This window comes from Streptomyces sp. NPDC059092, from assembly GCF_042756365.1.
GTDB lineage: Bacteria > Actinomycetota > Actinomycetes > Streptomycetales > Streptomycetaceae > Streptomyces.
In genome coordinates, this window is the sequence record NZ_JBHZEJ010000032.1 from 38,319 (window position 1) to 61,813 (window position 23,495).

The following is a 23,495-nucleotide window of genomic DNA, read 5'->3' on the forward strand; positions in this document are numbered from 1 at the left end:
CCAGAAGCACCGACGCAGAAGATCCTGACACCGGGGTAATCCGTGAAAAAGCTCTCCGCACGACGACGCCATCCGCTGGCGGCGGTCGTCGTCCTACTCTTCGCGCTGGCGGTCACCGGGGGGCTGTACGCCGCGTTCGCGCCCGCGAGCGAGGCGCAGGCTGACGATACCGCCCAGTCCCTGGCCATCGAGGAGGGCAAGAAGCTCTACTCGGTCGGCTGCGCAAGCTGCCACGGGACCGGCGGTCAGGGTTCCTCCGACGGTCCGAGCCTGGTCGGCGTCGGCTCCGCCGCCGTGGACTTCCAGGTCGGCACCGGCCGGATGCCGGCCCAGCAGCCCGGCGCGCAGGTACCGAAGAAGAAGGTCATCTACGACCAGAAGCAGATCGACCAGCTCGCCGCGTACGTCGCGTCCCTCGGCGCCGGTCCGATCACGCCGACCGAGAAGCAGTACAGCCCTGACGGTGCCGACATCGCCAAGGGCGGCGATCTGTTCCGTACCAACTGCACCCAGTGCCACAACTTCACCGGTGAGGGTGGTGCGCTGACACACGGCAAGACCGCACCGAGCCTTGAGGGCGTGGATCCGAAGCACATCTACGAGGCCATGCAGACCGGCCCGCAGAACATGCCTTCCTTCCCCGACTCCACGATGCCGGAGCAGCAGAAGAAGGACATCATCGCGTACGTCAAGGCGGTGAACGGGGATGAGACCGTCAGCCCCGGCGGCCTCTCCCTCGGCGGCCTCGGCCCCGTCAGTGAGGGCCTGTTCGCCTGGATCTTCGGACTGGGCGCATTGATCGCCGTTGCCGTCTGGGTCGCGGCCCACACCGCTAAGGCCAAGAAGTCATGAGTAGCCAAGAGAATTCAGTAGACGAGAACCTGCCGAGCGGGCACGACGCCACGCACGGCGAGGTGGAGCGCGCCGGCGATCCCTTCGCGGATCCGGGGCTGCCGGCCCACAAACCGCGGATCCAGGACATCGACGAGCGGGCGGCCAAGCGGTCCGAGCGCACCGTCGCGGGCCTGTTCCTGCTGTCGATGGTGGCGACGGTGGCGTTCATCGCCTCCTTCGTCGCCTTCCCGGTCGACAAGAGCGCCTTCATCTTCCCGTTCGGGCACGTCAGCATCCTGCACTTCTCGCTGGGTGTGACCCTCGGTGTCGCCCTGTTCGCCATCGGCGCCGGCGCGGTCCACTGGGCCCGCACGCTGATGTCGGACGTGGAGGTCGCCGACGACCGGCACCCGATCGAGGCGCCGCCCGAGGTCAAGGCGAAGGTCCTTCAGGACTTCGCCGCGGGTGCGGCCGAGTCGGGCTTCGGCCGGCGCAAGCTGATCCGCAACACGATGTTCGGCGCGCTGGCGCTCGTACCGCTCTCCGGCGTCGTGCTGCTGCGCGACCTCGGTCCGCTGCCCGAGAAGAAGCTCCGTTCGACGCTGTGGGCCAGGGGCAAGCAGCTCATCAACATGAACACGATGGAGCCGCTGCGTCCCGAGGACGTCGTCACGGGCTCGCTGACGTTCGCCATGCCCGAGGGCCTGGACCAGCACAGCGAGGAGTTCCAGAAGGAGATCGCCAAGGCCGCCCTGATGATCGTCCGGATTCAGCCGGACGAGATCAAGGACAAGCAGGAGCTGGACTGGTCCCACCAGGGGATCGTGGCGTTCTCGAAGATCTGCACCCACGTCGGTTGCCCGATCAGCCTGTACGAGCAGCAGACACACCACGTGCTCTGCCCGTGCCACCAGTCCACCTTCGACCTCTCCGACGGCGCGCGCGTCATCTTCGGCCCCGCCGGTCACGCCCTGCCGCAGTTGCGGATCGGTGTGAACGCGGAGGGCAACCTTGAGGCACTCGGCGACTTCGCCGAGCCCGTCGGCCCTGCCTTCTGGGAGCGCGGATGAGTACCACGACGACCACTGCCACGACGGACGACAAGGCCCGCAAAGCGCCCCCGGGCGAGCGGGTGGCGGACTGGGCGGACGGCCGGCTGGGCATCTACAGCCTGGCCAAGGCCAACATGCGGAAGATCTTCCCGGACCACTGGTCCTTCATGCTCGGGGAGATCTGCCTCTACAGCTTCATCATCATCATCCTCACGGGTGTGTATCTGACGCTGTTCTTCCACCCGTCGATGAACGAGGTGGAGTACCACGGCGGTTACGTCCCGCTCCAGGGCGTGATGATGTCGGAGGCGTTCGCCTCCACGCTGGACATCAGCTTCGACGTCCGCGGCGGTCTGCTCATCCGGCAGATCCACCACTGGGCGGCGCTGATCTTCCTCGCGGCCATGATGGTGCACATGATGCGCGTCTTCTTCACGGGCGCCTTCCGCAAGCCGCGCGAGGTCAACTGGCTGTTCGGCTTCCTGCTCTTCGTCCTGGGCATGTTCACCGGGTTCACCGGCTACTCGCTCCCGGACGACCTGCTCTCCGGTACCGGTGTGCGGTTCATGCAGGGCGCGGTCCTGTCGGTGCCGATCGTCGGAACGTACCTGTCGATGTTCCTGTTCGGCGGCGAGTTCCCCGGCGGCGACTTCGTGGCCCGGTTCTACTCGGTCCACATCCTGCTGCTGCCCGGCATCATGCTGGGCCTGGTCGTGGCCCACCTGATCCTGGTCTTCTACCACAAGCACACGCAGTTCGCGGGCCCCGGCAAGACGAACACCAACGTCGTCGGCATGCCGCTGCTGCCGGTCTACATGGCCAAGGCCGGAGGCTTCTTCTTCCTGGTCTTCGGTGTCATCGCGATCGTCTCGGCCATCGCCACGATCAACCCGATCTGGGCCCTCGGCCCGTACCGGCCCGACCAGGTCTCCACCGGAGCCCAGCCCGACTGGTACATGGGCTTCTCCGAAGGCCTCATCCGTGTGATGCCGGGCTGGGAGATCAACGCGTGGGGACACACCCTCGCCCTGGGTGTCTTCATCCCGCTGATCATCTTCCCGCTGGTGCTGGTCGCGATCGCGGTCTACCCGTTCGTCGAGTCCTGGGTCACCGGTGACAAGCGCGAGCACCACATCCTGGACCGGCCGCGCAACGTACCGACCCGTACGGCGTTCGGTGTGGCCTGGCTGACCTGGTACTTCGTGCTGCTGGTCGGTGGCGGGAACGACCTGTGGGCGACGCACTTCCACCTGTCGATCAACGCGATCACCTGGTTCGTCCGGATCGCCTTCTTCGCCGGACCGGTCATCGCCTTCATCGTCACCAAGCGGATCTGCATCGGTCTCCAGCGACGCGACGCCGAGAAGGTGCTGCACGGACGCGAGTCCGGCGTCATCAAGCGGCTGCCGCACGGTGAGTTCGTCGAGGTCCACACCCCGCTGAACCAGGGCGACCTGCACAAGCTGACCGCGCACGAGCAGTACGCGCCCGCCGAGCTCGGCCCCGAGGTCGACGAGAACGGGGTACGCCGAAAGGTGTCGCCCGTCGAGAAGCTCCGGGTCAAGCTCAGCAAGGGCTACTACGGCGAGAACAACCAGCTTCCCAAGCCCACCGCGGAGGAGTACGAGGAGATCACCAGCGGCCACGGCCACCACTGATCGCCCGGCCTGACACAGGTCGCCACCACCGAGGGCCCCGGCCCGGTCTCCCCAGGGAGCCGGCCGGGGCCTTCGGCGTACCACCGGCCCACCGCCGGCGTACCCGTCCGGCGTACCGCGGCGTGAGGCTCCCCGCGTCCGCAGTACGGGCACCTCTCCTCCCGGCGCGGCGGACGCCGATAGGCTTGCGGCCGGGCCGTACGCCGTCACGCCGTACGCAGGCCCACGCAGCCGTCCCAGACACCCAGGAGCGAGCATGAGCGCTGTTACCCCCGTCGGAGGCGACACCGTGGCGGCCCGCACCTGGCCCGGCGTACTGAACCCCCTGCTGCGCGGCGAGGACCTGGGCACCGAGGACACGGCGTGGGCCATGGACCGCATCATGAGCGGGGAGGCCTCCGACGCGCAGATCGCCGGCTTCGCGGTCGCGCTGCGGGCGAAGGGCGAGACCGTCGACGAGGTCTCGGGGCTGGTCCGCGCGATGTACGCGCACGCCAACACCATCGAGGTGCCCGGTCGTACGGTCGACATCGTCGGCACCGGCGGCGACCTCGCCAAGACCGTCAACATCTCCACGATGTCCGCGATCGTCGTGGCGGGCACGGGCGCCAAGGTCGTCAAGCACGGCAACCGCGCCTCGTCCTCCGCGAGCGGCGCCTCCGACGTACTGGAGAAGCTCGGCGTCAATCTGGAGCTGACGCCGCAGCGGGTCGTGGAGGTCGCGGAGGAGGCGGGCATCACGTTCTGCTTCGCGGTCAAGTTCCACCCGGCGCTGCGGTACGCGGCCAGGGCCCGCAAGGAGCTGGGCGCGCAGACCACCTTCAACATCCTCGGCCCGCTCACCAACCCGGCCAGGGTCAGGTCCCAGGCCGTGGGCGTGGCGGACGCGCGGATGGCGCCCATCGTCGCCGGGGTGCTCGCCGACCGCGGCAACTCGGCGCTGGTCTTCCGCGGCGACGACGGGCTCGACGAGCTGACCACCACCGCGACCTCGCGGGTCTGGACCGTACGGGAGGGCGGGGTGACCGAGCAGCCCTTCGACCCGCGGGACGTCGGCCTGGAGCTGGTCCCGGTGGAGGCGCTGCGCGGCGCGGACGCCTCGTACAACGCCGATGTCGCGCGCCGGCTGCTGGCGGGTGAGGCCGGCCCCGTACGGGAGGCCGTGCTGCTCAACGCGGCGGCGGCGCTGGTGGCGCTGGACCCGACGGCGGACGCGCTGGAGACGCAGATCGTGGCGGGGATCGCGCGGGCCGCGGAGGCGATCGACTCGGGGGCGGCGCGGGACGCGCTGGCCCGCTGGGTGGCGGCCAGCAACGCCTGACCGAACGGAGAGGGGCCGGGACGCGGAACACGCGTCCCGGCCCCTTCCCGTGTGCGGCGGCTCCGCGCGCCTGTCCCGCATCCCGGACAGCGACTTGGGCGGTCCACGCCCCTGTGCCATACTTTCGGCCAAGGTCATGAGTGACAGCGATTAAGGCCCCGGCTCGCTGTCCGGCAACCCTCCGTCCGTGGCGGGGTGCCCCGGGTGAAGACCAGGCCGTAGGCAGCGAGGTCTGCGGCAAGCGCGGACCCCTTGCCACCTTTGGGGTCCTGGTCCTCAAGGGAGCAGTCTCGTGAGCAAGCGAATGCGTTAGGGCTGCTGAGTCCTTCCGGACTCTCACGCCCTTCTTCAACACACCTCCGCACGGCCCGTTCCCGTGCGTCGAGGCATCCCCGTATCCGGCGCCGCTTCGCCATGCCGTCGTGGAGCCGTGCGGGTCTTGAAGCCGTTCCGACCTTTCTCGCCGGGAGACAATGCCATGTCCGCACGCCCGAACGCCTCCGCCACCATCACCGCTGTCGCCGACGACCCCGCCTGTGGAGCGCCCCTCCCGGTGCTCGGCGCGGACGTGACCGTCCCGCTCGTCACCGGCGGCGAGGTGACGTACGCGGCGCTCGACTACGCGGCCAGCGCCCCGGCCCTCCAGCGGGTGTGGGACGACGTCGCCGCGTACGCCCCGTACTACGGCAGCGTCCACCGCGGCGCCGGCTACCTCTCGCAGCTCTCCACGGACCTCTTCGAGAACAGCCGCCGCACGGTCGCGGAGTTCCTCGGCTGCCGCGCCGGCGACCAGGTCGTCTTCACCCGCTCCACCACCGACTCGCTCAACCTGCTGGCCGCCGCGCTGCCCGCCGACTGCCAGGTCTTCGTCTTCGAGACCGAGCACCACGCCTCCCTGCTGCCCTGGCGCGACGCCCGCGTCACCTACCTCAACGCCCCGCGCACCACGGACCAGGCGGTCGCCACCCTGGAGCGCGCGCTCGCCTCGCGCGATCCCCAGGGCCCGGCGCTGGTCTGCGTGACGGGCGCGTCCAACGTGACCGGTGAGCTGTGGCCCGTACGGGAGCTGGCCGCCGCCGCGCACGCCCACGGCGCCCGGATCGTCCTCGACGCCGCGCAGCTCGTACCGCACCACGCCGTGGACATCGCGGACCTCGACGTCGACTGGATCGCCTTCTCCGGCCACAAGCTGTACGCGCCGTTCGGCTCCGGGGTGCTCGCGGGCCGCGCCGACTGGCTCCAGGCCGCGGAGCCGTACCTCGCGGGCGGCGGTGCCAGCCGCAAGGTGGCGCGCCGCGCCGACGGCGGGGTGGACGTCGACTGGCACACCACGGCCGCCCGGCACGAGGCCGGCTCGCCCAACGTCATCGGTGTCTACGCGATCGCCGCCGCGTGCAAGGCGCTCACCGAGGCCGGGTTCGACGCGCTGGCCGCCCGGGAACAGCGGCTGGTCGCCGAGGTGCGCGCCGGTCTCGCGGCGGTGCCCGAGGTCGAGGTGCTCTCGCTCTTCGGCGACGACGCGGCGCGGGTCGGCGTCCTGTCGTTCGTGGTCGAGGGGTGGAACAGCTCGCACTTCGCCGCCGCGCTCTCCGCCGAGTACGGCATCGGCGTACGGGACGGTCTGTTCTGCGCCCACCCGCTGGTCAGGACCCTGCTGGGCAGCGAGCCGCAGGACCCGGGGGAGTGCGGTGCCCCGGAGGCCGAGCCGGGTGAGCGCTCACTCAACGCGATCCGGGTCAGTTTCGGCGCGGGGACGCCGGACGAGCACGTGGAGCGCTTCGTGCGGGCGGTGCGGGAACTGGTGAGCGACGGCGCGCGGTGGAACTACCGTACGGAGGACGGCCGCTGCGTCCCGGACCGGGACGGCGCCGCCGCGTAGCCGGTACGGTCGCCGGTCGGCGTACCCCGGCCCCGGCGCGCGAGGTCACGAAGCCGCCGGAGGCGGGGCCTGCGCGTCGAGTCCCAGGAGTCCTACGCGTCGAGTCCGATCGCGAAGGCCGCCTCCAGGTCGTGCTGGGAGTACGTACGGAACGCGACGTGCGTGTCGGTGCCCTCGACACCGGCGATCTTGCTGATCCGGCCGGGGATCACCTCCGCCAGATCGTCGTGCTTGGCGACCCGGACCATGGCGATCAGATCGTACGTACCGGTCACCGAGAAGACCTCGCTGACGCTGTCGAGCGCCGCGACCGACTCCGCGATCTCGGGGATCCTGTCCACGCTGGTCTTGATGAGCACGATCGCGGTGATCACGGTTGGCGTTCTCCCTCGGTGGCCGCCGGCTGGGCCTTCACTCTAGCGGTACGCCGGTACCGTCCCCAGGCGTGGAGGAAGCCCGCGCCGAAGCCCACGAGGTGTGCCAGATAGGCGATGCCGGGGCCGGCTCCGGCGCCGTGCGCGGCGAGCCACTGGAGCGCGAACCAGAAGAGCAGCACGATCCAGGCGGGAAAACGTAGCGGCAGGAAGAAGAGGAACGGGAAGAGGCTGGTGACCCGCGCCCGGGGAAAGAGGTGCAGGAACGCGCCGAGCACCCCGGAGATCGCGCCCGACGCCCCGACCAGGGTCTGGGAGGAGGAGGCGTTCGCGAGCGCGTACACGAGGAGTGCGAGGGCGCCGGTGGCGAGGTAGAAGAGCAGGAACGTCGCGCGGCCCATCCGCTCCTCGGTCATCGCGCCGAAGACGTGCAGGAAGAGCATGTTCCCCAGCAGGTGGAGCCAGCTTCCGTGCACGAAGAGGGCGGTGAACGGGGTGAGCAGGGCGCGCGGATCGCCGCGTGTCAGCTCGCTCGGGATGACGCCCCACCGTTCGAAATAGGCGCTCTGCGCGGCCAGCAGCGCGTCGCCCTTTCCGTACGCGGGAGTGAATCCCGAGAGCGGACCGAGGAGGAAGACCAGACAGCAGAGGCCGATCAGCCCGTAGGTCACCAGGGGCGCTCCGTACGCCGTACGCCTTTTGCTCACGGACAGAGCATGGCGTACCGGTGCCTAATGGCGCAGAGTGCCTCGCCGCATCGCGGGGGAGCCGTGAGGCCGTAGGGTTGCCGGGTGCCATCCGCGGTTCGACGCCGCACCGTGGGGCACCGCATAGGGACGACGAAAAGAGGACGGCACGATGGCAGCAACTCCGACGGTTCCGCAGCCCACGGCCTCCACCCGCTGGCGCTGCACCTTGTGCGGCAATCTGACCCGGTTCGATGTGACGCGTTCGTCGAAGGTCGTCGAGTACGTCCATCTGGACCTCGCCGGGGAGCCGAAGGCCGAGGAGCGTGAGGTGGTCAGTGAGACCATCGAGTCGGTGCGGTGCCGTTGGTGCAACGCTGTGGATCAGATCGAGCTGGTGGACAGGCCGGGTGCCGGTTCCTGAGGGAGCCGCCCGTAAGGGTTGGATGGGGTGACGGATCGTGGAGCAGCCCGCGAGTGGCGCTGAGCCGGCCGGTGCGGCCGGCGGTGACGCCGCGGAGACGCTCGACCGACCGCTCCCCGACGGGGTACGGCGCAGGGTCGTCGCGCTCGTCTCGGACGCCTTCGGCGGGCTGACCGTTACGGAGCTGCCCACCCAGCTCCGGCAGTACGCGCGCTTCGCCCCGAACAGGCGTGCGAAATTCGCGGGCAACGCGATGGCCGCCGCGCTGGAGAGCGACCCGGTCTTCCGGCAGCGGATCGGAGAGCGGATCGGCCAGGCCCAGCCGGAGCTGGCCGCCGCCCTGGAGTCAGGATCCCCGCCCGCGGCCGCCGACCCCGTCGATGTGGCCGCCGCCGCCTACGTGCTCAGGCCCCCCGGATGGGTGAAGCTGGTCGCCGCCGCCGGTGAGGAGGCGCAGCGTGCCGACGCCGAGCGTGCCGACGAGGAGACCCGGCGTGAGCTGGAGCGGCTGCGCGAGGAGCTGGCCGTCGCCCGGTCGATGACGAAGAGCGAGACGGAGCGGCTGCGTACGGAGCTGGACGCCGCGCGCAGGGAGTCCGAGGCGCTCCACCGCAAGCTGCGCAGCGCCCAGAGCGATGTGAAGCGCGGAGAGGCCGCCCTGCGCCGTACGCGCACGGAGTCCGAGGCGCTCCGGGCGGAGAGCGCGGCCCAGGTGTCGGCGGCGGAGAGCGAGACCCGCCGGATCAGGGCGCGGCTCGCGGAGGCGGAGTCGACGGTCGAGTCGAGCCGCAGGGCCGCTCGCGAGGGCCGCTCGGTCGAGGACATGCGGCTGCGGCTGCTGCTGGACACGGTGCTGGAGTCGGCCCAGGGGCTGCGGCGTGAGCTGGCGCTGCCGCCCGCCGCGAGCCGGCCGGCCGACACGGTCGACGCGGTGGAGCCCGGCCGGATGTCGCCCAAGGATGTGGCGGCGCGTGCGCTGTCCGACATGGATCCGGCCCTGCTCGATCAGCTTCTGGCGCTTCCGCAGGCACATCTGATCGTCGACGGTTACAACGTGACCAAGACCGGCTATCCGACGATGCCGCTGGAGAAGCAGCGGCTGCGGCTGCTGGGCGGGCTCGCGATGCTCGCCGCGCAGACCGGCGCCGAGATGACCTGTGTCTTCGACGGCGCGGAACTGGTCGCGCCGGTGCTGCTCGCGCCGCCGCGCGGGGTGCGGGTGCTCTTCTCCAAGCCCGGGGTGACCGCGGACGAGTTGATCCGTCAGCTCGTCAGGGCGGAGCCGCCGGGGCGTCCCGTGGTGGTGGCCTCCACCGACCGCGAGGTCGCGGACGGCGTCGCGAAGGCCGGCGCGAGACCGGTCGCGTCCGCGCTGCTGCTGAAGCGGCTTTCGCGCGTCTAGGGTCTTCCCCTCGCGTTTCGGGGTCTTTCCCGTGTCCAGGGACTTCTGTGCGGGTCCCGAGCCTTTCGTGCGCGTCTCGGGCCTTTCGTTCAGGTCTGGCCATCATCTGGTCAAATAACAGTGGCAATGACCGAATTGACCACTGCTTGTATGGGCGTGGCGTCAAATGTCCGCTACTGCATGTGTATTGCCGATCGGCTGTCCGTCGGCGTCTGTAAATAATGTGCTTCGTGACAGAGATTTTCCTTGTAAGGATTTGAACTGATCACAAGAAGGTCACTAGGGTCAGGCCTCGAACCTTCGCGCGGTTGATCACCCATCCGGGGTGACGGCGAAGGAACCGCCGTTTTCACGCAGTTCGGCCCAGTTCGCGGGGGAGCCGTGCGCGTGGAGCCGGGACTGACGTCCCCAAGGACCGGCAGGCGGCTGAGGAAGAAGGAGCTCGCCTCCGTGGCGTCCCACCGTCGTCCCAAGCCCCCGAGTCGCACCAGGGTGACCGTGCTCACGGCGACCGCCGCCGCTGCCGTCGCGCTGTCCTCCCAGGCCGCCAACGCCGCCCCGACGCCGAGCAAGGCCGACGTCAAGGAGAAGGTCGACAAGCTCTACGAGGACGCGGAGAAGGCCACCGAGAAGGCCAACGGTGCCGAAGAGGCGCAGGACAAGCTGGAGAAGCAGGTCGGCGCCCTCCAGGACAAGGTCGCCCGCGGCCAGGACGAGCTCAACGAGATGCGCGACGGCCTCGGCCTGATGGCCAGCAGCCAGTACCGCACCGGTGGTATCGACCCCGCGCTCCAGCTCTTCCTCTCCTCCGACCCGGACAGCTACCTGGAGAAGGCGTCCACGCTCGACCAGGTCAGCGGCAAGCAGGCCGAGTCGCTCAAGCGGATCCAGGACAAGCAGCGGACCCTCGCGCAGCAGCGCCAGGAAGCCCAGGGCAAGGTCAAGGACCTCGCGGACACCCGCAAGGTGCTGACCGAGAAGAAGAAGGAAGTCCAGGGCAAGCTCACCGCCGCGCAGAAGCTCCTCAACTCGCTCACCGAGAAGGAGCGGGCCGACCTCGCCAAGGCCGAGGAGGAGCGCGCCAGCCGGAGCACCGGCAGCGGCGGCGGCTCGACGTCCTCCCGCGCCGACCTCGGGGACACCCCGGCCTCCTCGTCCCGCGCCGCCGCCGCGTTCGCCGCCGCGCAGGGCAAGATCGGCACGCCGTACGTCTACGGCGCCTCGGGCCCCAGCTCCTTCGACTGCTCCGGGCTCACCTCCTGGGCGTACGCGCAGGCCGGTGTCTCCATCCCCCGGACCTCCGAGTCCCAGGCCAACGCCGGTTCGCGGCTCTCGCAGGGCCAGCTCCAGAAGGGTGACCTGGTCATCTTCTACGGCGACCTGCACCACGTCGGCTTCTACGCGGGCAACGGCCAGGTGCTGCACGCGCCCAAGCCGGGCGCCAGCGTCCGCTACGAGGCCATCGGGAACATGCCCTTCCAGTTCGGTGTGCGCATCGCCTGACCGCCGGGCGGGCGACGGCCGGCCTGACGTCCTGACCGTCATCTCCGTCTCGACACCCGCCCATTCGAGGGAATTCCCGCCGCACACGCTGACACCCGCGCCCCGCCAATGACCTTGAGGTCTATGGCGGGGCGCCACTTTGTGTGCGCGGGGCGGTCGTTGGCCGCCCCGTGATCGTCCGGCTACTGTCTGCTCCGCGCAGCACCGGCCAGCGGTCCGCCCACCGGGCGGCAGGGCTGCGCCTGCGCGTACAGCGGAAGGGAGTTCGGCTTCTCGTGGTGTCCCATCGCCGTCCCTCACAGTCCGGCCATGCTGCTCTGCGTTCCGGCACCCGTGGCAGTGCCGTCGCCGCCGTGTCCCTCGCGGCGGCCACGACGGCCGTCGCGCTCGGCGCCGCCCCGGCGGGCGCCGACCCGCAGGCGACGCCCGACGCGACCCGGGCCCAGGTCGACCGGCTCTTCGAGCAGGCCGAGAAGGCCACCGAGCGGTACAACAAGGCGGGCGAACGCGTCACGGAGCTGCGGACACTGCTGGACACGGCGCAGGACAGCGCGGCGCGCGGCCAGGAGCGCGTCAACGCGATGCGCGGCGCGCTCGGTTCGCTCGCCGGCGCCCAGTACCGCGCGGGCGGCGTCGACCCCACCCTCGCGCTGCTGCTCTCCTCCGACCCGGACAGCTACCTGGAGAAGGCCGCCGTCCTCGACCGGGTCGGCGCCCGCCAGTCCGGCGCCCTGAAGGAACTCGGCCTGGCCCAGCGCGGCCTCGGGCAGGTAAGGAGCGAGGCCGCCCGCGACCTCGCCGAGCTGGAGCGCAGCCGCGCCGCCGTCGCCCGCCACAAGCGCACCGTCGAGGGCAGGCTCGCCGAGGCGCGCCGCCTGCTCAACACCCTGACCGAGGCCGACCGTGTCTCCTACGACCGGGCCTCCCGCTCCGACCGGGGCGAGCTGCCCGGCGCGCTCTCCGGACCCGGGGTGCCCGCCACCGGGCGGGCCTCCGCGGCCGTCCTGGCCGCCCAGCGCGCGGTCGGGCGCCCCTATGTGTGGGGCGCCAACGGGCCCTCGGGCTTCGACTGTTCCGGGCTCACCCAGTGGGCGTACGCGCAGGCAGGCGTCGGCCTGCCGCGCACCTCCCAGGCGCAGCGGTACGCGGGAGGGCGGGTGCCGCTCTCCCAGGCGCGCCCCGGCGATCTGGTGGCGTACCGCGACGACGCCAGCCACATCGGGATGTATGTGGGCAACGGCCAGGTGATCCACGCCCCGTACCCCGGCGCCTCCGTGCGCTACGACCCGGTCGGCATGCTGCCGGTCTCCTCCGTCACACGCGTCTGAGGCGCGGGCGCAGGGCCCGTACGATCGGCGGCGTGGCAGGTCAGGAGTGTGACGACAGCGCCGGTACCAGTGGCGGCGGGGTGCGGCGGCGCGCCGTTCTGCCGCTGCTGGCCGGGCTGCTCCTGGCACCCGGCTGTACGGCCCCGGCGCGCGCCCCGACCCCCGCAGCGACGGCCACGGACGGGATCCGCCGGGCCCTCGACCGCCGGGCCGCCGCCGTCCTGGACCGGGACGAGGCCGCGTACCTGGCCGCCGTCGACCCCGCCGCGCACGCCCTGCGCGCCACCGCGCGCGCCGAGTTCGGGAACCTCGCCGAAGTGCCCCTCGGCTCGTGGACGTACCACCTCACCGAGGTACGGCGCTCCGGCGCGCGGGCGACCGTACGCGCCGAGTTGCGCCACCGGCTCACCGGCCACGACAGCGCGCCTCTCTCCGCGCCCCGCGCGCTGGAGCTGACCGAGCGCGCGGGCCGCTGGTACGTGTCCGCCGACCGGCCAGGTGCGGGCGGTGGAGCCCAGCTCTGGGAGCAGGGCGCGGTACGGGCCGTGCGGGGCGCCCGCTGCCTCGTCCTGGGCGTCGGGCAGGACCGGGCGCGGCTGCGGGAGATCGCGGCCACCGCCGACCTCGCCGTACCGGCCGTCGACGCCGCCTGGCCGGGCCGCTGGGCGCGCCGGGTGGTGCTGCTGGTGCCCGGCGACCTGACGGCCATGGGAGGGCTCCTGGGGGCGCCCGCCGCCGGTTACCGGGGCATCGCCGCGGTCACCACGGGCGAGACCGGCGGCTCCGGCGCCTCGCCGGCCGACCGGGTCGTCGTCAACCCGGAGGCGTACGGGGAACTCGGCGTCCACGGCCGGCGGATCGTGCTGACCCACGAGACCACCCACGTGGCGACCAGGACGGCCACCTCCGCCGCCACCCCGTCCTGGCTCTCCGAGGGCTTCGCCGACTGGGCCGCGTACCGGCGGAGCGACCTGACCGCCGGGCGGATCGCCCCCGAACTCCAGCGCGCCGTACGCCGCGGCGAGGCGCCCGCCGCGCTGCCCTCCGACGCGGACTTCGCGTTCGGCGGCGACGCGGACCGGCTGGCCCGCGCGTACGAGGGCGGCTGGCTGGCCTGCGAGCTGATCGCCGCCGAGTGGGGCGAGGAGAAACTGACCGCCTTCTACCGCGCGGTGGGCGCCCATCCGGGCCGCGCGGGCGCCGTCGAGAAGGCCGCGCACGACGTCCTGTCCACCACGCCGGAACGGCTCACGGAGCTGTGGCGCGATCGGGTGCGGCGGCGTCTGGGCTGACGTGCGCCGCGGCGGCGGCGCGCCGGGGCCCGGAGACCGTCTCCCGCCACAGCCGCCCACAGGCCAGCAGCGTGGCGGCGACCAGCAGACCGTTGCGTACGAACAGCAGCAGCACCCCGAGCGGGTCCCCGGACACGACATGGGCGAACCCGAGCGGGAATTCGAGCAGCGTCACCCCCGTCGCCGCCACCACCAGCACCGCGGGCGCGGTCATCCGGCTCGCCCGCGCCGTGGAGCAGACCGCGGCGAGCCCGACCAGCCAGAGCAGGTACTGCGGGCTGATCACCCGGCTCGTGGTGGTGAACAGCAGCACCGCGACGAACGCCGCGTCGCACACCGTACGGGCCGGATACGTACGGGCCCGCAGCCGCCACACCAGCAGCCAGCCGAAGGCGAGCACCGACAGCGCCAGCGCCACGGAGCTGACCAGCCGGACGTACGGTCCGACGAACTCCACCGAGCCGTAGCTGAGCTGCACGCCCCCCTCCCAGCCGAAGTGCCGCCACACCTGGAACACCAGCGCGCCCAGCGACTCGACCTCCGTGCCCCGGTCGCGCTGGAAGGTGAGGAACGCCAGCGCGCCGGGGAGCGCGGCGCAGGCGAGCGCGGTCAGCAGCGCCGCGGTCACCGCCGCGCTCGTCCACGCCCGGCGGGTGACCCGCCCCGGCGGGGTCCCCACCAGCAGCAGCGCCGGCCACACCTTCAGCAGCGCGCCGAACGCCGCGAGCGCCCCCAGGAGCCTCGGCCGCCGCACCCCGGCGAGCAGCGCGGCCACCGCCACCGCCGTCACCATCACGTCGTACCGGGCGTACGCGGTCGGCCCCAGCAGCGGGACGCCCGCCACCCACACCCACGCGCCCCGCGCCGACCGGCCCGCGCCCCGGGCCGCGCGCAGCAGCAGCCCGAGGACGGCCGCGTCGCAGAGGAAGGCCAGCACGAAGAAGGCCGAGGCGTAGCCGAGGAACGGCAGGACGGCGGGGAAAAGGACCGCCAGCGCCGCCGCGGGCGGATACTGCCAGGTCACGTCCGACAGCGGATACGTGCCGGACCTCAGCACCTCGTACCAGCCCTGGTAGATCACCGAGACGTCGCTGGTGACGTCGGGCCCCGGCAGCGTGACGACCTTGAACACACAGAGCAGCAGAGCCGCCCTGGTGAGGGTCCACACCATGATCGCGGCCCGGGTGCCGTGCGTGCCCGTCATGACCGACCTTCCCGCTCTTCGATGGGAGCCGACCACCCATCCGGTTCGTCCGGATTGCGAGAATCCGCGGACGCCATGATGCCGGTCCGGGCTGTGCGGGAGCCATGAGGCGGGGCCGCGTCGCGGCCCGGTACTGTCGGCGGCGATGCACAAGACATTGATCGTCACCAATGACTTTCCGCCCAGGCCGGGCGGCATCCAGGCGTTCCTGCACAACATGGCGCTGCGCCTGGACCCCGAACGGCTCGTCGTCTACGCGTCCACCTGGAAGCGGGGGCGCGAGGGCGTCGAGGCCACCGACGCGTTCGACGCGGAGCAGCCCTTCACCGTCGTACGCGACCGTACGACGATGCTGCTGCCGACCCCGCGCGTCACCCGCAAGGCGGTCGGGCTGCTGCGCGAGCACGGCTGCGAGTCGGTCTGGTTCGGCGCGGCGGCCCCGCTCGGCCTGATGGCGCCCGCGCTGCGCAGGGCGGGCGCGCGGCGCCTGGTCGCCACCACACACGGCCACGAGGCGGGCTGGGCGCAACTGCCCGCCTCCCGCCAACTGCTGCGGCGCATCGGCGAGTCCACGGACACGATCACCTATCTGGGCGACTACACCCGGTCGCGGATCGCGCCCGCGCTCACGCCCGAGGCCGCCGCGCGCATGCGGCAGCTGCCGCCGGGCGTCGACGAGAAGACCTTCCACCCTGACTCGGGCGGCGCGATCGTACGCGCCGCGCTCGGCCTCACGGACCGGCCCGTCGTCGTCTGCGTCTCCCGGCTGGTGCCGCGCAAGGGCCAGGACACCCTGATCCGCGCGATGCCGGCGATCCTGGCCCGGGTGCCGGACGCGGTCCTGCTGATCGTGGGCGGCGGCCCGTACGAGGCCGACCTGCGGAAGCTGGCCGACACCACGGGCGTCGCCGCCTCCGTACGCTTCACCGGCGCCGTCCCCTGGGCGGAGCTGCCCGCCCACTTCGGCGCGGGCGACGTCTTCGCGATGCCCTGCCGCACCCGCCGCGGCGGCCTCGACGTGGAGGGCCTGGGCATCGTCTACCTGGAGGCCTCGGCGACCGGCCTCCCGGTGGTCGCGGGCGACTCGGGCGGCGCGCCCGACGCGGTGCTGGACGGCGAAACGGGCTGGGTGGTCCACGGCGGCCCACCGGAACTGGCCGCCCGGGAATCGGCCGACCGCGTCATCACCCTGCTCCAGGACCCGGACCTGCGCCGCAGAATGGGCGACCGCGGCCGCGCCTGGGTGGAGGAACGCTGGCGCTGGGACCTCCTGGCGGAACGGCTGCGCCTGCTGCTCTGACGGCACGCGCCCGGGGCGGCCCCGGGCGCGTGGTGCGGGCCGCCCGTCAGCCCTGGTAGATCGCCTCGATCTCGTCCGCGAAGTCCTTCGCCACCACGTTCCGCTTCAGCTTCATCGACGGGGTGATGTGCCCCGCGCCCTCCGTGAACTGCGCCGTCAGGACACGGAACTTCCGTACCGACTCCGCCTTAGACACCGCCGCGTTGCCCTCGTCCACCGCCCGCTGCACCTCCGCCAGCAGCTCCGGGTCGAGCCGCAGCGTCGCCGCGGTCGCGTCGGCCGGTTTGCCGTGGTCCTTCGCCCAGCGCGCGAGGAACTCCTCGTCCAGGGTGACCAGCGCGCCCACGAACGGGCGGCCGTCGCCGACGACCATGCACTCGGCCACCAGGGCGTGCGCCCTGATGCGGTCCTCGATCACCGCGGGCGCGACGTTCTTGCCGCCCGCCGTGACCAGGATCTCCTTCTTCCGGCCCGTGATCGAGAGGTAACCGTCCTCGTCGAGCGTGCCGATGTCGCCGGTGTGGAACCAGCCGTCGGCCAGCGCCTCCGCCGTCGCCGCCTCGTTGTTCCAGTACCCGGTGAACAGGTGCTCGCCGTGCAGCAGCACCTCGCCGTCGTCGGCGATCCGGACGACCGAGCCCGGCAGGGGCTGGCCGACCGTGCCGATCTTCTGCCGGTCCCACGGGTTGAACGAGCTGGCCCCGCAGGACTCCGTCAGGCCGTACCCCTCCAGCACCGTGAAGCCGATGCCCCGGTAGAAGTGGCCCAGCCGCTCGCCCAGCGGGGCGCCGCCGGAGATCGCGTACTCGCCGCGCCCGCCGAGTACCGCGCGCAGCTTGCGGTAGACGAGCCGGTCGAAGACCGCGTGGCGGATCCTGAGCCCCAGGGACGGGCCCTGCGGGGTGGGGAGCGCCCGGCTGTACGCGATCGCCGTGTGCGCCGCCTTGTCGAAGATCCGGCCCTTCCCGTCCGCCCGCGCCTTGGCGCGCGCCCCGTTGTAGACCTTCTCGAAGACGCGCGGCACCCCGAGGATCAGCGTCGGCCGGAAGGTGGCCAGTTCCTCGGTCAGGTTCTTGATGTCCGGTACGCAGCCGAGCTTGATCGGCGCCATCACGGCCGCCACCTCGACCAGCCGCCCGAAGACATGCGCGGCGGGGAGGAAGAGGAGGACGGAGCATTCGCCGGTACGGAAGAGGGGTTTGAGGCGTTCCACCGCGTTGCCGCACTCCGCGAAGAAGCTGCGGTGCGTCAGCACACACCCCTTGGGGCGTCCGGTGGTGCCCGAGGTGTACACGATCGTCGCCGGGTCGTCGGCCTTCGCCGTCGCGGCCCGCTCGTCGACCGTCGCCTCGGGGACCTCCGCGCCGGCGGCCGTCAGCTTCGCCACCGCGCCCTGGCCGGGCGCGCCCGCGTCGAGCTGCCAGACGTCGCGCAGCGCGGGCAGCGCGCCCCGCACGGACTCGACCGTCGCGGCGTGCTCGTCGCTCTCCACGATCGCCGCGACCGCGCCCGAGTCACCGAGGATCCACTGCACCTGCTCGGCCGAACTGGTCTCGTACACCGGGACGGTGACCGCCCCCGCGCTCCAGATCGCGAAGTCGAACTGCACCCACTCGAAGCGGGTGCGCGACATCAGCGCGACCCGGTCGCCCGGCCGGATCCCCGCCGCGATCAGCCCCTTCGCGACGGTCCGCACCTCCGCGAGGAACTGTGTGGCGGTGACATCGGTCCACGCCCCGGCCACCTTGCGGCCCAGGACCGCGACATCGGGGTGCTGAGCGGCATTGCGGCGGATGAGATCCGTCAGATTGCCGTCCGAGGGGACCTCGTACAGGGCCGGAAGGCCGAACTCGCGCAAGACTGCTGCTCCTCATCGGGCGCCGGCGCCACGGCGTTGTGCGTGCCGGCTGCGGTCCAAGATCAGGCAGGTGCTCGACGGGAACGAGCACGACCGGACTGCCCGGACGTTACCCATCGGTACTTGCCACCGATAGGGTTTTCCGGCCAGATGTTCCTTGCGTCACATCGCCTTTGACGTACTTCGCGCACAGTAGTCCACTCCTTTCGCACCGCGAAAGTAACCGCAGGTCCGGCACCGTCTACGCGGGGAACCCTCCACCGCCGTGGGGGACGGCGGACGCGAGGCCCTAGGGTGATCGCCATGGCGGGTATGGGGATGCGGGTCAACGTGGTGAGCGACGTACACGGAAACGCGAGGGACCTCGCGCGGGCGGGGGACGGCGCCGACGCGCTCGTCGTGCTCGGCGATCTCGTGCTCTTCCTGGACTACGCCGACCACTCGCGCGGGATCTTCCCCGACCTCTTCGGCGTCGCGAACGCCGACCGGCTCGTGGAGCTGCGCACCGCCCGCCGCTTCGACGAGGCCAGGGAGTTCGGCCGCGCGCTGTGGGCCTCGCTCGATCTCGACCAGGAGACCGCGATCCAGCAGGCCGTACGACGCCAGTACGCCGAACTCTTCGCCGTTCTGCCCGATCCGACGTACGCCACCTACGGCAATGTCGATATCCCGTCCCTCTGGCCCGAGTACGTACGGCCGGGCATCACCGTGCTCGACGGCGACCGGGTCGAACTGGGCGGCCGGGTCTTCGGCTTCGTCGGCGGCGGGCTGCGCACCCCCATGCGCACGCCGTACGAGATCTCCGACGAGGAGTACGCCGCCAAGGTCGAGGCGCTCGGCGAGGTCGACGTGCTCTGCTCGCACATCCCGCCCGAGGTGCCCGAGCTGACGTACGACACCGTCGCCCGCCGCTTCGAACGCGGCAGCCGCGCCCTGCTGGACGCCATCCGCAGGACCCGGCCCCGGTACGCGCTCTTCGGCCATGTCCACCAGCCGTTCGCACAGCGGATGCGTGTGGGGGCCACGGAGTGCGTGAACGTCGGGCACTTCGCCTCGGCCGGGCGGCCGTGGACCATGGAATGGTGACCGTCGCACTCGCGATAGCCTGCACACCACAGACCCAGAAGCCGGAACAGCACCGGCACCGGAGGACACGGCGATGGCGGAACACACCAGTTCGAGCATCACGATCGAGGCGGCACCGGCCGACGTCATGGGCGTGATCGCCGACTTCGCCCGCTACCCGGACTGGACCGGCGAGGTGAAGCAGGCCGAGGTGCTCACCACCGACGACCGGGGCCGCGCCGAGCAGGTCAGGCTGGTGCTGGACGCCGGCGCCATCAAGGACGACCACACCCTCGCCTACACCTGGACCGGCGACAACGAGGTGAGCTGGACCCTCGTCAAGTCGCAGATGCTGCGCGCCCTCGACGGCTCGTACCTGCTCAGGCCCGTCGCCGGCGGTCACACCGAGGTCACCTACCGGCTGACCGTCGACGTCAAGATCCCGATGCTCGGCATGATCAAGCGCAAGGCGGAGAAGGTCATCATCGACCGCGCCCTCGACGGCCTGAAGAAGCGCGTCGAATCCGGCTCGGGGGCCTGACCCCTGATGCGTACGGTCCTCGTCACCGGTCCCGGCGGCGCGGGCCGCACCACCATCGCCGCCGCCACCGCGCTGGCCACCGTCCGCCGCGGCGGACGCGTCCTGCTGCTCTCCGCCGACCCCCTCGACGACGTCCTCGGCCTGGACCCGGGCACCGTCGGCCCGGACCCGGCCGCCGTGGGGACCGACGGACTGTGGGCCGCCCGCGTCGACCCCGGCGAACACTTCCGTACGGAAACCCTCGCCCTCCAGGAACGGGTCGCCGCCGGACTCGACCTGCTCGGCGCCCGCAGACTCGCCGGTGAGGAACTCACCCCGCTGCCCGGCAGCGAACAGTCCGCCCTGCTCCAGGCCCTGCGCAGGGCCGCCGCCGGCGACTGGGACACCCTCGTCGTCGACCTCCCGCCGCTGCGCGACGCCCTCGCCCTGCTCGCCCTGCCCGAACAGCTCCGCCGCTACCTGCGCCGGCTGCTGCCCCAGGAACGCCAGGCCGCCCGCGCGCTGCGCCCGATGATGGCCCAGCTCGCCGGGATACCCATGCCCGCCCAGGCGCTGTACGAGACCGCCGCCCGCTGGGATACCGAACTGGCCGCCGTACAGCGGCTGATCGAGGACCCGGCGACCACCGTACGGCTCGTCGCGGAGCCCGGACCCGCCGCGGCGCGGGCGCTGCGCACGGCGCGCACCGCGCTCGCCCTGTACGGGCTGCGCGCCGACACCCCTGTCCCCAACCGCCTGCTGCCGCACGACACCGCCGACCCCTGGCTCGCGACGCTCGTCGCCCAGCAGCACAAGTACCTCGCCGAGTGGCCGGCGGCCCGGCGGCCGGTCGGCCATCTCGGCCGCGATCCGCAGGGCCTCGACGATCTCGCCCTGCTGGACACCACGGGCACCGCCTTCGGAGAGCCCGGGACCGACATTTCCCTGGCCGCCCCCGAGGTGACGGCCGGGACTCCCTGGCCGGTCGAGGACCGGCTCGCGGAGGAGAATCTGCTCGTCTGGTGCGTACCGCTGCCCGGCGCCGTCAAGAGCGAGCTGAACCTCGTCCGCAGGGACGACGAACTCCTGCTGACCGTCGGCCCGTTCCGGAGAATCGTTCCGCTGCCCTCCGCGCTGCGCCGCTGCACCGTCACCGGCGCCGCCCTCACCGACGGAGTGCTGAGGGTCAGATTCACCCCCGACCCCGCTCTGTGGCCGCGCGGACACTGAACGACGTACCTCCGTTCGGGTACCGTCGAAGGTACGAACCCTTCCGCTGCCCATGGCGGGAGGCTCTGCCCCTGACGCAGGAGTACGCCATGAGCGACGCCACCGAGCGCCCCGCCGCCGACTCGGACGCCTGGGCCACGGCTTGCGCGGAAGACCTGGAAGAGGAGAAGGCCCGCCGCCGGGCCGCCTACGGGCCCCCGCCCGGCTCCGCCGCCGACGAGCTGCGCAAGCTCTTCGACGCCGTCGCCGACAAGGTCTCCGCGTTCCAGAGCCCACTGCTGGGCATGGCCGCGCAGGGCGCCGTCCAGCAGTTCGTCCAGCAGGCCAAGCAGGCCGTCGAACCGGTCATCGAGCGCAACCCCGGGGTCTTCGACCACCTCGCGGCGGCGGGCGGCGAACTGCTCGCCGCGTACCGCTCCGCCGTGGAGGGCCAGGAGGCCCGCTGGACCCAGGGCTCCTCCGCCCCGTCGTCCGAGAAGTCCTCCGAGGAACCGTCCGGGAACCCGGCCGGGGAACCCGGCACCGTACGGCCGGACACGAAGAAGTCCGACGACCCCACCGACCCCCGCGACGAGAAGCCCGGTCCTGACGGCCGCATCGACCTGGACTGACCGGTCGGGCACCCACCCTCGGGTACCGTTGCCCGTAGCGGGGCTCGACCGAAAACTGAGGGACACATGGGACTCACCATCGGCGTCGACATCGGCGGCACGAAGATCGCGGCGGGCGTGGTCGACGAAGAGGGCACCATCCTGGAGACGCACAAGGTGCCCACTCCGCAGACCGCCGAAGGCATCGTCGACGCGATCTGCGCGGCGGTCTCCGCCGCCGGCGAGGGGCAGCAGATCGAGGCCGTCGGCATCGGTGCCGCCGGTTACGTCGACGACAAGCGCGCCACCGTCCTCTTCGCGCCGAACATCAACTGGCGCCACGAACCGCTCAAGGACAAGGTCGAGCAGCGGGTCGGGCTCCCGGTCGTCGTGGAGAACGACGCCAACGCCGCCGCCTGGGGCGAGTACCGCTTCGGCGCGGGACAGGGCCACGAGGACGTCATCTGCATCACGCTCGGCACCGGTCTCGGTGGCGGCATCATCATCGGCAACAAGCTGCGCCGCGGACGCTTCGGTGTGGCCGCCGAGTTCGGGCACATCAGGGTCGTCCCTGACGGTCTGCTGTGCGGCTGTGGCAGCCAGGGCTGCTGGGAGCAGTACGCGTCGGGGCGCGCCCTCGTCCGCTATGCCAGGCAGCGCGCCAACGCGACGCCGGAGAACGCGCAGACCCTGCTCGGTCTCGGCGACGGCACCATCGAGGGCATCGAGGGCCGGCACATCAGCGCCGCCGCCCGGGCCGGCGACCCGGTGGCCGTCGACTCCTTCCGCGAGCTGGCCCGGTGGGCGGGCGCGGGCCTGGCCGACCTGGCCTCGCTGTTCGACCCGTCCGCGTTCATCGTCGGCGGCGGCGTCTCGGACGAGGGCGAACTCGTCCTCGACCCGATCCGCAAGTCGTTCCGGCGCTGGCTCATCGGCGGCGAGTGGCGCCCGCACGCGCAGGTCCTCGCGGCCCAACTGGGCGGCGAGGCCGGACTGGTGGGAGCCGCGGACCTGGCCCGCCAGGGCTGATCCGCACCCTCCCGGCCGATCGGCGTACGTGCCCGCCGCCCCCCTCGCGGGGAGGGGCGGCGGGCACGGTGCCGTACGGACACGAGCGTGCGTCCGTGAAACGCCGGGTCGCGCCGGCCCGTCACCACACCGCGCCTCGCCTATCGTCTAGGCCATGGCGACGCCCGCGCCCCTGCCCCCGCTCCCCGACTCCCGTACCGAGCCGGACGGTTCGGCCGTGATCCGGGTGCTCAGCTACAACATCCGCTCGATGCGCGACGACCGCGCGGCGCTGGCGCGGGTGATCACCGCCTGCGCGCCCGATCTGGTCTTCGTGCAGGAGGCGCCCCGCTTCTTCCGCTGGCGCCGGCGGGCCGCCTGGCTGGCCGCGCACACCGGGCTCGTGGTGCTCGGCGGCGGTGCGCCCGCGACCGGGCCGCTGCTCCTGTGCTCGCCGCGCGTCATGGTCGAACGCGCCGAGGACGTCCTGCTGCCGCACACCCCCGGTCTGCACCGGCGCGGCTTCGCCACGGCGGTGGTGCGGATCGGGCGTGCCCGCCTCGCGGTGCTGAGCTGCCACCTCAGCCTCCAGGCCGCGGAGCGGTACGCGCAGGCCGGCCTGGTGCTCGACCGGCTGGCCGCGATGGACGTACCGCACGCGGTGGTGGCGGGCGACCTCAACGACCGGCCCACCGGCCGCGGTTTCCGGCTGCTGGCCGGGAAGCTCCAGGACGGCTGGGCGGTCAGCCCGTGGGGCGGCGAGTACACCTCCACCCCGGACCGTCCGCACCAGCGCATCGACGCGGTCCTCGCCACGGAGGGCGTCGACGTCCTCGGCTGCGGGGTGCCGCACGGGCTGCCCGGCGTCACCGAGGCCGACCTCCGGGCGGCCACCGACCACCTTCCGGTGCTCGCCGCCCTGCGCGTACCGGCGCCGTGAGCCCGCTCCCTCAAGTCCGTTCCCTCA

Annotated in this window: 21 protein-coding genes and 1 riboswitch; of the genes, 17 read left to right on the forward strand and 4 right to left on the reverse strand. The window is 72.1% G+C overall.

Features of this window, described 5'->3' with window-relative positions; genetic code table 11:
* The first annotated feature begins 42 nt into the window (after positions 1 to 42).
* The 5 genes from ACFXPL_RS19900 (at position 43) to ACFXPL_RS19920 (ending at position 6,744) form a co-directional block, all read left to right on the forward strand.
* Entirely contained in the window at positions 43 to 852 is an 810-nt protein-coding gene (locus ACFXPL_RS19900; RefSeq protein ID WP_384920825.1) for a c-type cytochrome, read from the forward strand.
* Positions 849 to 1,904 (forward strand): Rieske 2Fe-2S domain-containing protein, encoded by a 1,056-nt coding sequence (locus ACFXPL_RS19905; RefSeq protein WP_384920828.1) that lies wholly within the window; start codon positions 849 to 851, stop codon positions 1,902 to 1,904. The genes ACFXPL_RS19900 and ACFXPL_RS19905 overlap by 4 nt, the downstream gene beginning before the upstream one ends.
* On the forward strand, positions 1,901 to 3,544 hold the full coding sequence (locus ACFXPL_RS19910; RefSeq protein ID WP_384920831.1) for a cytochrome bc complex cytochrome b subunit: 1,644 nt from the start codon (positions 1,901 to 1,903) through the stop codon (positions 3,542 to 3,544). Before ACFXPL_RS19905 ends, ACFXPL_RS19910 begins: the two co-directional genes overlap by 4 nt.
* Positions 3,545 to 3,800: 256 nt before the next feature.
* The gene (trpD, locus tag ACFXPL_RS19915) at positions 3,801 to 4,865 is read left to right on the forward strand and encodes an anthranilate phosphoribosyltransferase (protein WP_384920834.1); all 1,065 of its coding nucleotides are present in this window, start codon (positions 3,801 to 3,803) and stop codon (positions 4,863 to 4,865) included.
* A gap of 132 nt (positions 4,866 to 4,997) precedes the next feature.
* Positions 4,998 to 5,115: riboswitch (SAM riboswitch) on the forward strand.
* Between the two features lie 228 nt (positions 5,116 to 5,343).
* Positions 5,344 to 6,744 carry an aminotransferase class V-fold PLP-dependent enzyme gene (locus ACFXPL_RS19920; protein WP_384920837.1) on the forward strand — a complete coding sequence of 467 codons (1,401 nt, stop codon included), beginning with the start codon at positions 5,344 to 5,346 and terminating at the stop codon, positions 6,742 to 6,744.
* A gap of 92 nt (positions 6,745 to 6,836) precedes the next feature.
* Here ACFXPL_RS19920 and ACFXPL_RS19925 read toward each other — a convergent pair whose 3' ends face one another.
* Both ACFXPL_RS19925 and ACFXPL_RS19930 read right to left on the reverse strand, forming a co-directional pair.
* Positions 6,837 to 7,118, reverse strand: coding sequence for an Lrp/AsnC family transcriptional regulator (locus tag ACFXPL_RS19925; protein WP_384920840.1), 282 nt, complete (start codon positions 7,116 to 7,118; stop codon positions 6,837 to 6,839).
* Positions 7,115 to 7,789, reverse strand: coding sequence for a rhomboid family intramembrane serine protease (locus ACFXPL_RS19930; protein ID WP_384920941.1), 675 nt, complete (start codon positions 7,787 to 7,789; stop codon positions 7,115 to 7,117). Before ACFXPL_RS19930 ends, ACFXPL_RS19925 begins: the two co-directional genes overlap by 4 nt.
* 187 nt (positions 7,790 to 7,976) lie before the next feature.
* Between ACFXPL_RS19930 and ACFXPL_RS19935 the strand changes: the two genes are divergently transcribed.
* The 5 genes from ACFXPL_RS19935 (at position 7,977) to ACFXPL_RS19955 (ending at position 13,753) form a co-directional block, all read left to right on the forward strand.
* Positions 7,977 to 8,228 (forward strand): hypothetical protein, encoded by a 252-nt coding sequence (locus ACFXPL_RS19935; RefSeq protein WP_384920843.1) that lies wholly within the window; start codon positions 7,977 to 7,979, stop codon positions 8,226 to 8,228.
* Positions 8,229 to 8,265: 37 nt separating this feature from the next.
* Complete coding sequence (locus tag ACFXPL_RS19940) at positions 8,266 to 9,630, forward strand: NYN domain-containing protein (protein ID WP_384920846.1); 1,365 nt, start codon at positions 8,266 to 8,268, stop codon at positions 9,628 to 9,630.
* Between the two features lie 450 nt (positions 9,631 to 10,080).
* Complete coding sequence (locus ACFXPL_RS19945; RefSeq protein ID WP_384920849.1) at positions 10,081 to 11,133, forward strand: NlpC/P60 family protein; 1,053 nt, start codon at positions 10,081 to 10,083, stop codon at positions 11,131 to 11,133.
* Positions 11,134 to 11,408: 275 nt separating this feature from the next.
* Positions 11,409 to 12,461: an NlpC/P60 family protein gene (locus ACFXPL_RS19950; protein WP_384920852.1), complete on the forward strand. Its 1,053-nt coding sequence runs from the start codon at positions 11,409 to 11,411 to the stop codon at positions 12,459 to 12,461.
* Positions 12,462 to 12,493: 32 nt separating this feature from the next.
* Positions 12,494 to 13,753, forward strand: coding sequence for a hypothetical protein (locus ACFXPL_RS19955; protein ID WP_384920855.1), 1,260 nt, complete (start codon positions 12,494 to 12,496; stop codon positions 13,751 to 13,753).
* Here the strand turns inward: ACFXPL_RS19955 and ACFXPL_RS19960 are convergent.
* Positions 13,710 to 14,957 (reverse strand): glycosyltransferase 87 family protein, encoded by a 1,248-nt coding sequence (locus ACFXPL_RS19960; protein ID WP_384920858.1) that lies wholly within the window; start codon positions 14,955 to 14,957, stop codon positions 13,710 to 13,712. The two genes, ACFXPL_RS19955 and ACFXPL_RS19960, sit on opposite strands and share 44 nt — an antisense overlap.
* Before the next feature lie 145 nt (positions 14,958 to 15,102).
* Between ACFXPL_RS19960 and ACFXPL_RS19965 the strand changes: the two genes are divergently transcribed.
* On the forward strand, positions 15,103 to 16,257 hold the full coding sequence (locus ACFXPL_RS19965) for a glycosyltransferase family 4 protein (RefSeq protein ID WP_384920861.1): 1,155 nt from the start codon (positions 15,103 to 15,105) through the stop codon (positions 16,255 to 16,257).
* Between the two features lie 46 nt (positions 16,258 to 16,303).
* On the opposite strand, the gene ACFXPL_RS19970 is transcribed toward ACFXPL_RS19965, so the two are convergent.
* Positions 16,304 to 18,115 (reverse strand): AMP-dependent synthetase/ligase, encoded by a 1,812-nt coding sequence (locus tag ACFXPL_RS19970; protein WP_384920864.1) that lies wholly within the window; start codon positions 18,113 to 18,115, stop codon positions 16,304 to 16,306.
* Positions 18,116 to 18,433: 318 nt separating this feature from the next.
* On the opposite strand from ACFXPL_RS19970, the gene ACFXPL_RS19975 reads away from it, so the two are divergent.
* From ACFXPL_RS19975 to ACFXPL_RS20000, 6 genes are all read left to right on the forward strand, one after another.
* Complete coding sequence (locus ACFXPL_RS19975; RefSeq protein WP_384920944.1) at positions 18,434 to 19,201, forward strand: metallophosphoesterase; 768 nt, start codon at positions 18,434 to 18,436, stop codon at positions 19,199 to 19,201.
* Between the two features lie 73 nt (positions 19,202 to 19,274).
* Entirely contained in the window at positions 19,275 to 19,721 is a 447-nt protein-coding gene (locus ACFXPL_RS19980) for an SRPBCC family protein (RefSeq protein ID WP_384920868.1), read from the forward strand.
* 6 nt (positions 19,722 to 19,727) lie between these two features.
* Positions 19,728 to 20,930 (forward strand): ArsA family ATPase, encoded by a 1,203-nt coding sequence (locus tag ACFXPL_RS19985; protein ID WP_384920871.1) that lies wholly within the window; start codon positions 19,728 to 19,730, stop codon positions 20,928 to 20,930.
* Between the two features lie 89 nt (positions 20,931 to 21,019).
* A complete protein-coding gene (locus tag ACFXPL_RS19990; protein WP_384920874.1) occupies positions 21,020 to 21,541 on the forward strand; it encodes a DUF5304 domain-containing protein in 522 nt (173 codons plus the stop codon).
* Between the two features lie 66 nt (positions 21,542 to 21,607).
* Positions 21,608 to 22,549, forward strand: coding sequence for an ROK family glucokinase (locus tag ACFXPL_RS19995; protein WP_384920877.1), 942 nt, complete (start codon positions 21,608 to 21,610; stop codon positions 22,547 to 22,549).
* Between the two features lie 154 nt (positions 22,550 to 22,703).
* Positions 22,704 to 23,468, forward strand: coding sequence for an endonuclease/exonuclease/phosphatase family protein (locus ACFXPL_RS20000; protein WP_384920880.1), 765 nt, complete (start codon positions 22,704 to 22,706; stop codon positions 23,466 to 23,468).
* Positions 23,469 to 23,495 lie beyond the last annotated feature (27 nt).

What these genes read in the sequence shown, in the direction of transcription:
- ACFXPL_RS19905 (WP_384920828.1), top strand. Translation starts at nt 849, where the DNA reads ATGAGTAGCCAAGAGAATTCAGTAGACGAGAACCTGCCGAGCGGGCAC.
- ACFXPL_RS19910 (WP_384920831.1), top strand. Translation starts at nt 1,901, where the DNA reads ATGAGTACCACGACGACCACTGCCACGACGGACGACAAGGCCCGCAAA.
- trpD (WP_384920834.1), top strand. Translation starts at nt 3,801, where the DNA reads ATGAGCGCTGTTACCCCCGTCGGAGGCGACACCGTGGCGGCCCGCACC.
- ACFXPL_RS19920 (WP_384920837.1), top strand. Translation starts at nt 5,344, where the DNA reads ATGTCCGCACGCCCGAACGCCTCCGCCACCATCACCGCTGTCGCCGAC.
- ACFXPL_RS19935 (WP_384920843.1), top strand. Translation starts at nt 7,977, where the DNA reads ATGGCAGCAACTCCGACGGTTCCGCAGCCCACGGCCTCCACCCGCTGG.
- ACFXPL_RS19960 (WP_384920858.1), bottom strand. Translation starts at nt 14,957, where the DNA reads ATGACGGGCACGCACGGCACCCGGGCCGCGATCATGGTGTGGACCCTC.
- ACFXPL_RS19965 (WP_384920861.1), top strand. Translation starts at nt 15,103, where the DNA reads ATGCACAAGACATTGATCGTCACCAATGACTTTCCGCCCAGGCCGGGC.
- ACFXPL_RS19975 (WP_384920944.1), top strand. Translation starts at nt 18,434, where the DNA reads ATGCGGGTCAACGTGGTGAGCGACGTACACGGAAACGCGAGGGACCTC.
- ACFXPL_RS19980 (WP_384920868.1), top strand. Translation starts at nt 19,275, where the DNA reads ATGGCGGAACACACCAGTTCGAGCATCACGATCGAGGCGGCACCGGCC.
- ACFXPL_RS19985 (WP_384920871.1), top strand. Translation starts at nt 19,728, where the DNA reads ATGCGTACGGTCCTCGTCACCGGTCCCGGCGGCGCGGGCCGCACCACC.
- ACFXPL_RS19990 (WP_384920874.1), top strand. Translation starts at nt 21,020, where the DNA reads ATGAGCGACGCCACCGAGCGCCCCGCCGCCGACTCGGACGCCTGGGCC.
- ACFXPL_RS19995 (WP_384920877.1), top strand. Translation starts at nt 21,608, where the DNA reads ATGGGACTCACCATCGGCGTCGACATCGGCGGCACGAAGATCGCGGCG.
- ACFXPL_RS20000 (WP_384920880.1), top strand. Translation starts at nt 22,704, where the DNA reads ATGGCGACGCCCGCGCCCCTGCCCCCGCTCCCCGACTCCCGTACCGAG.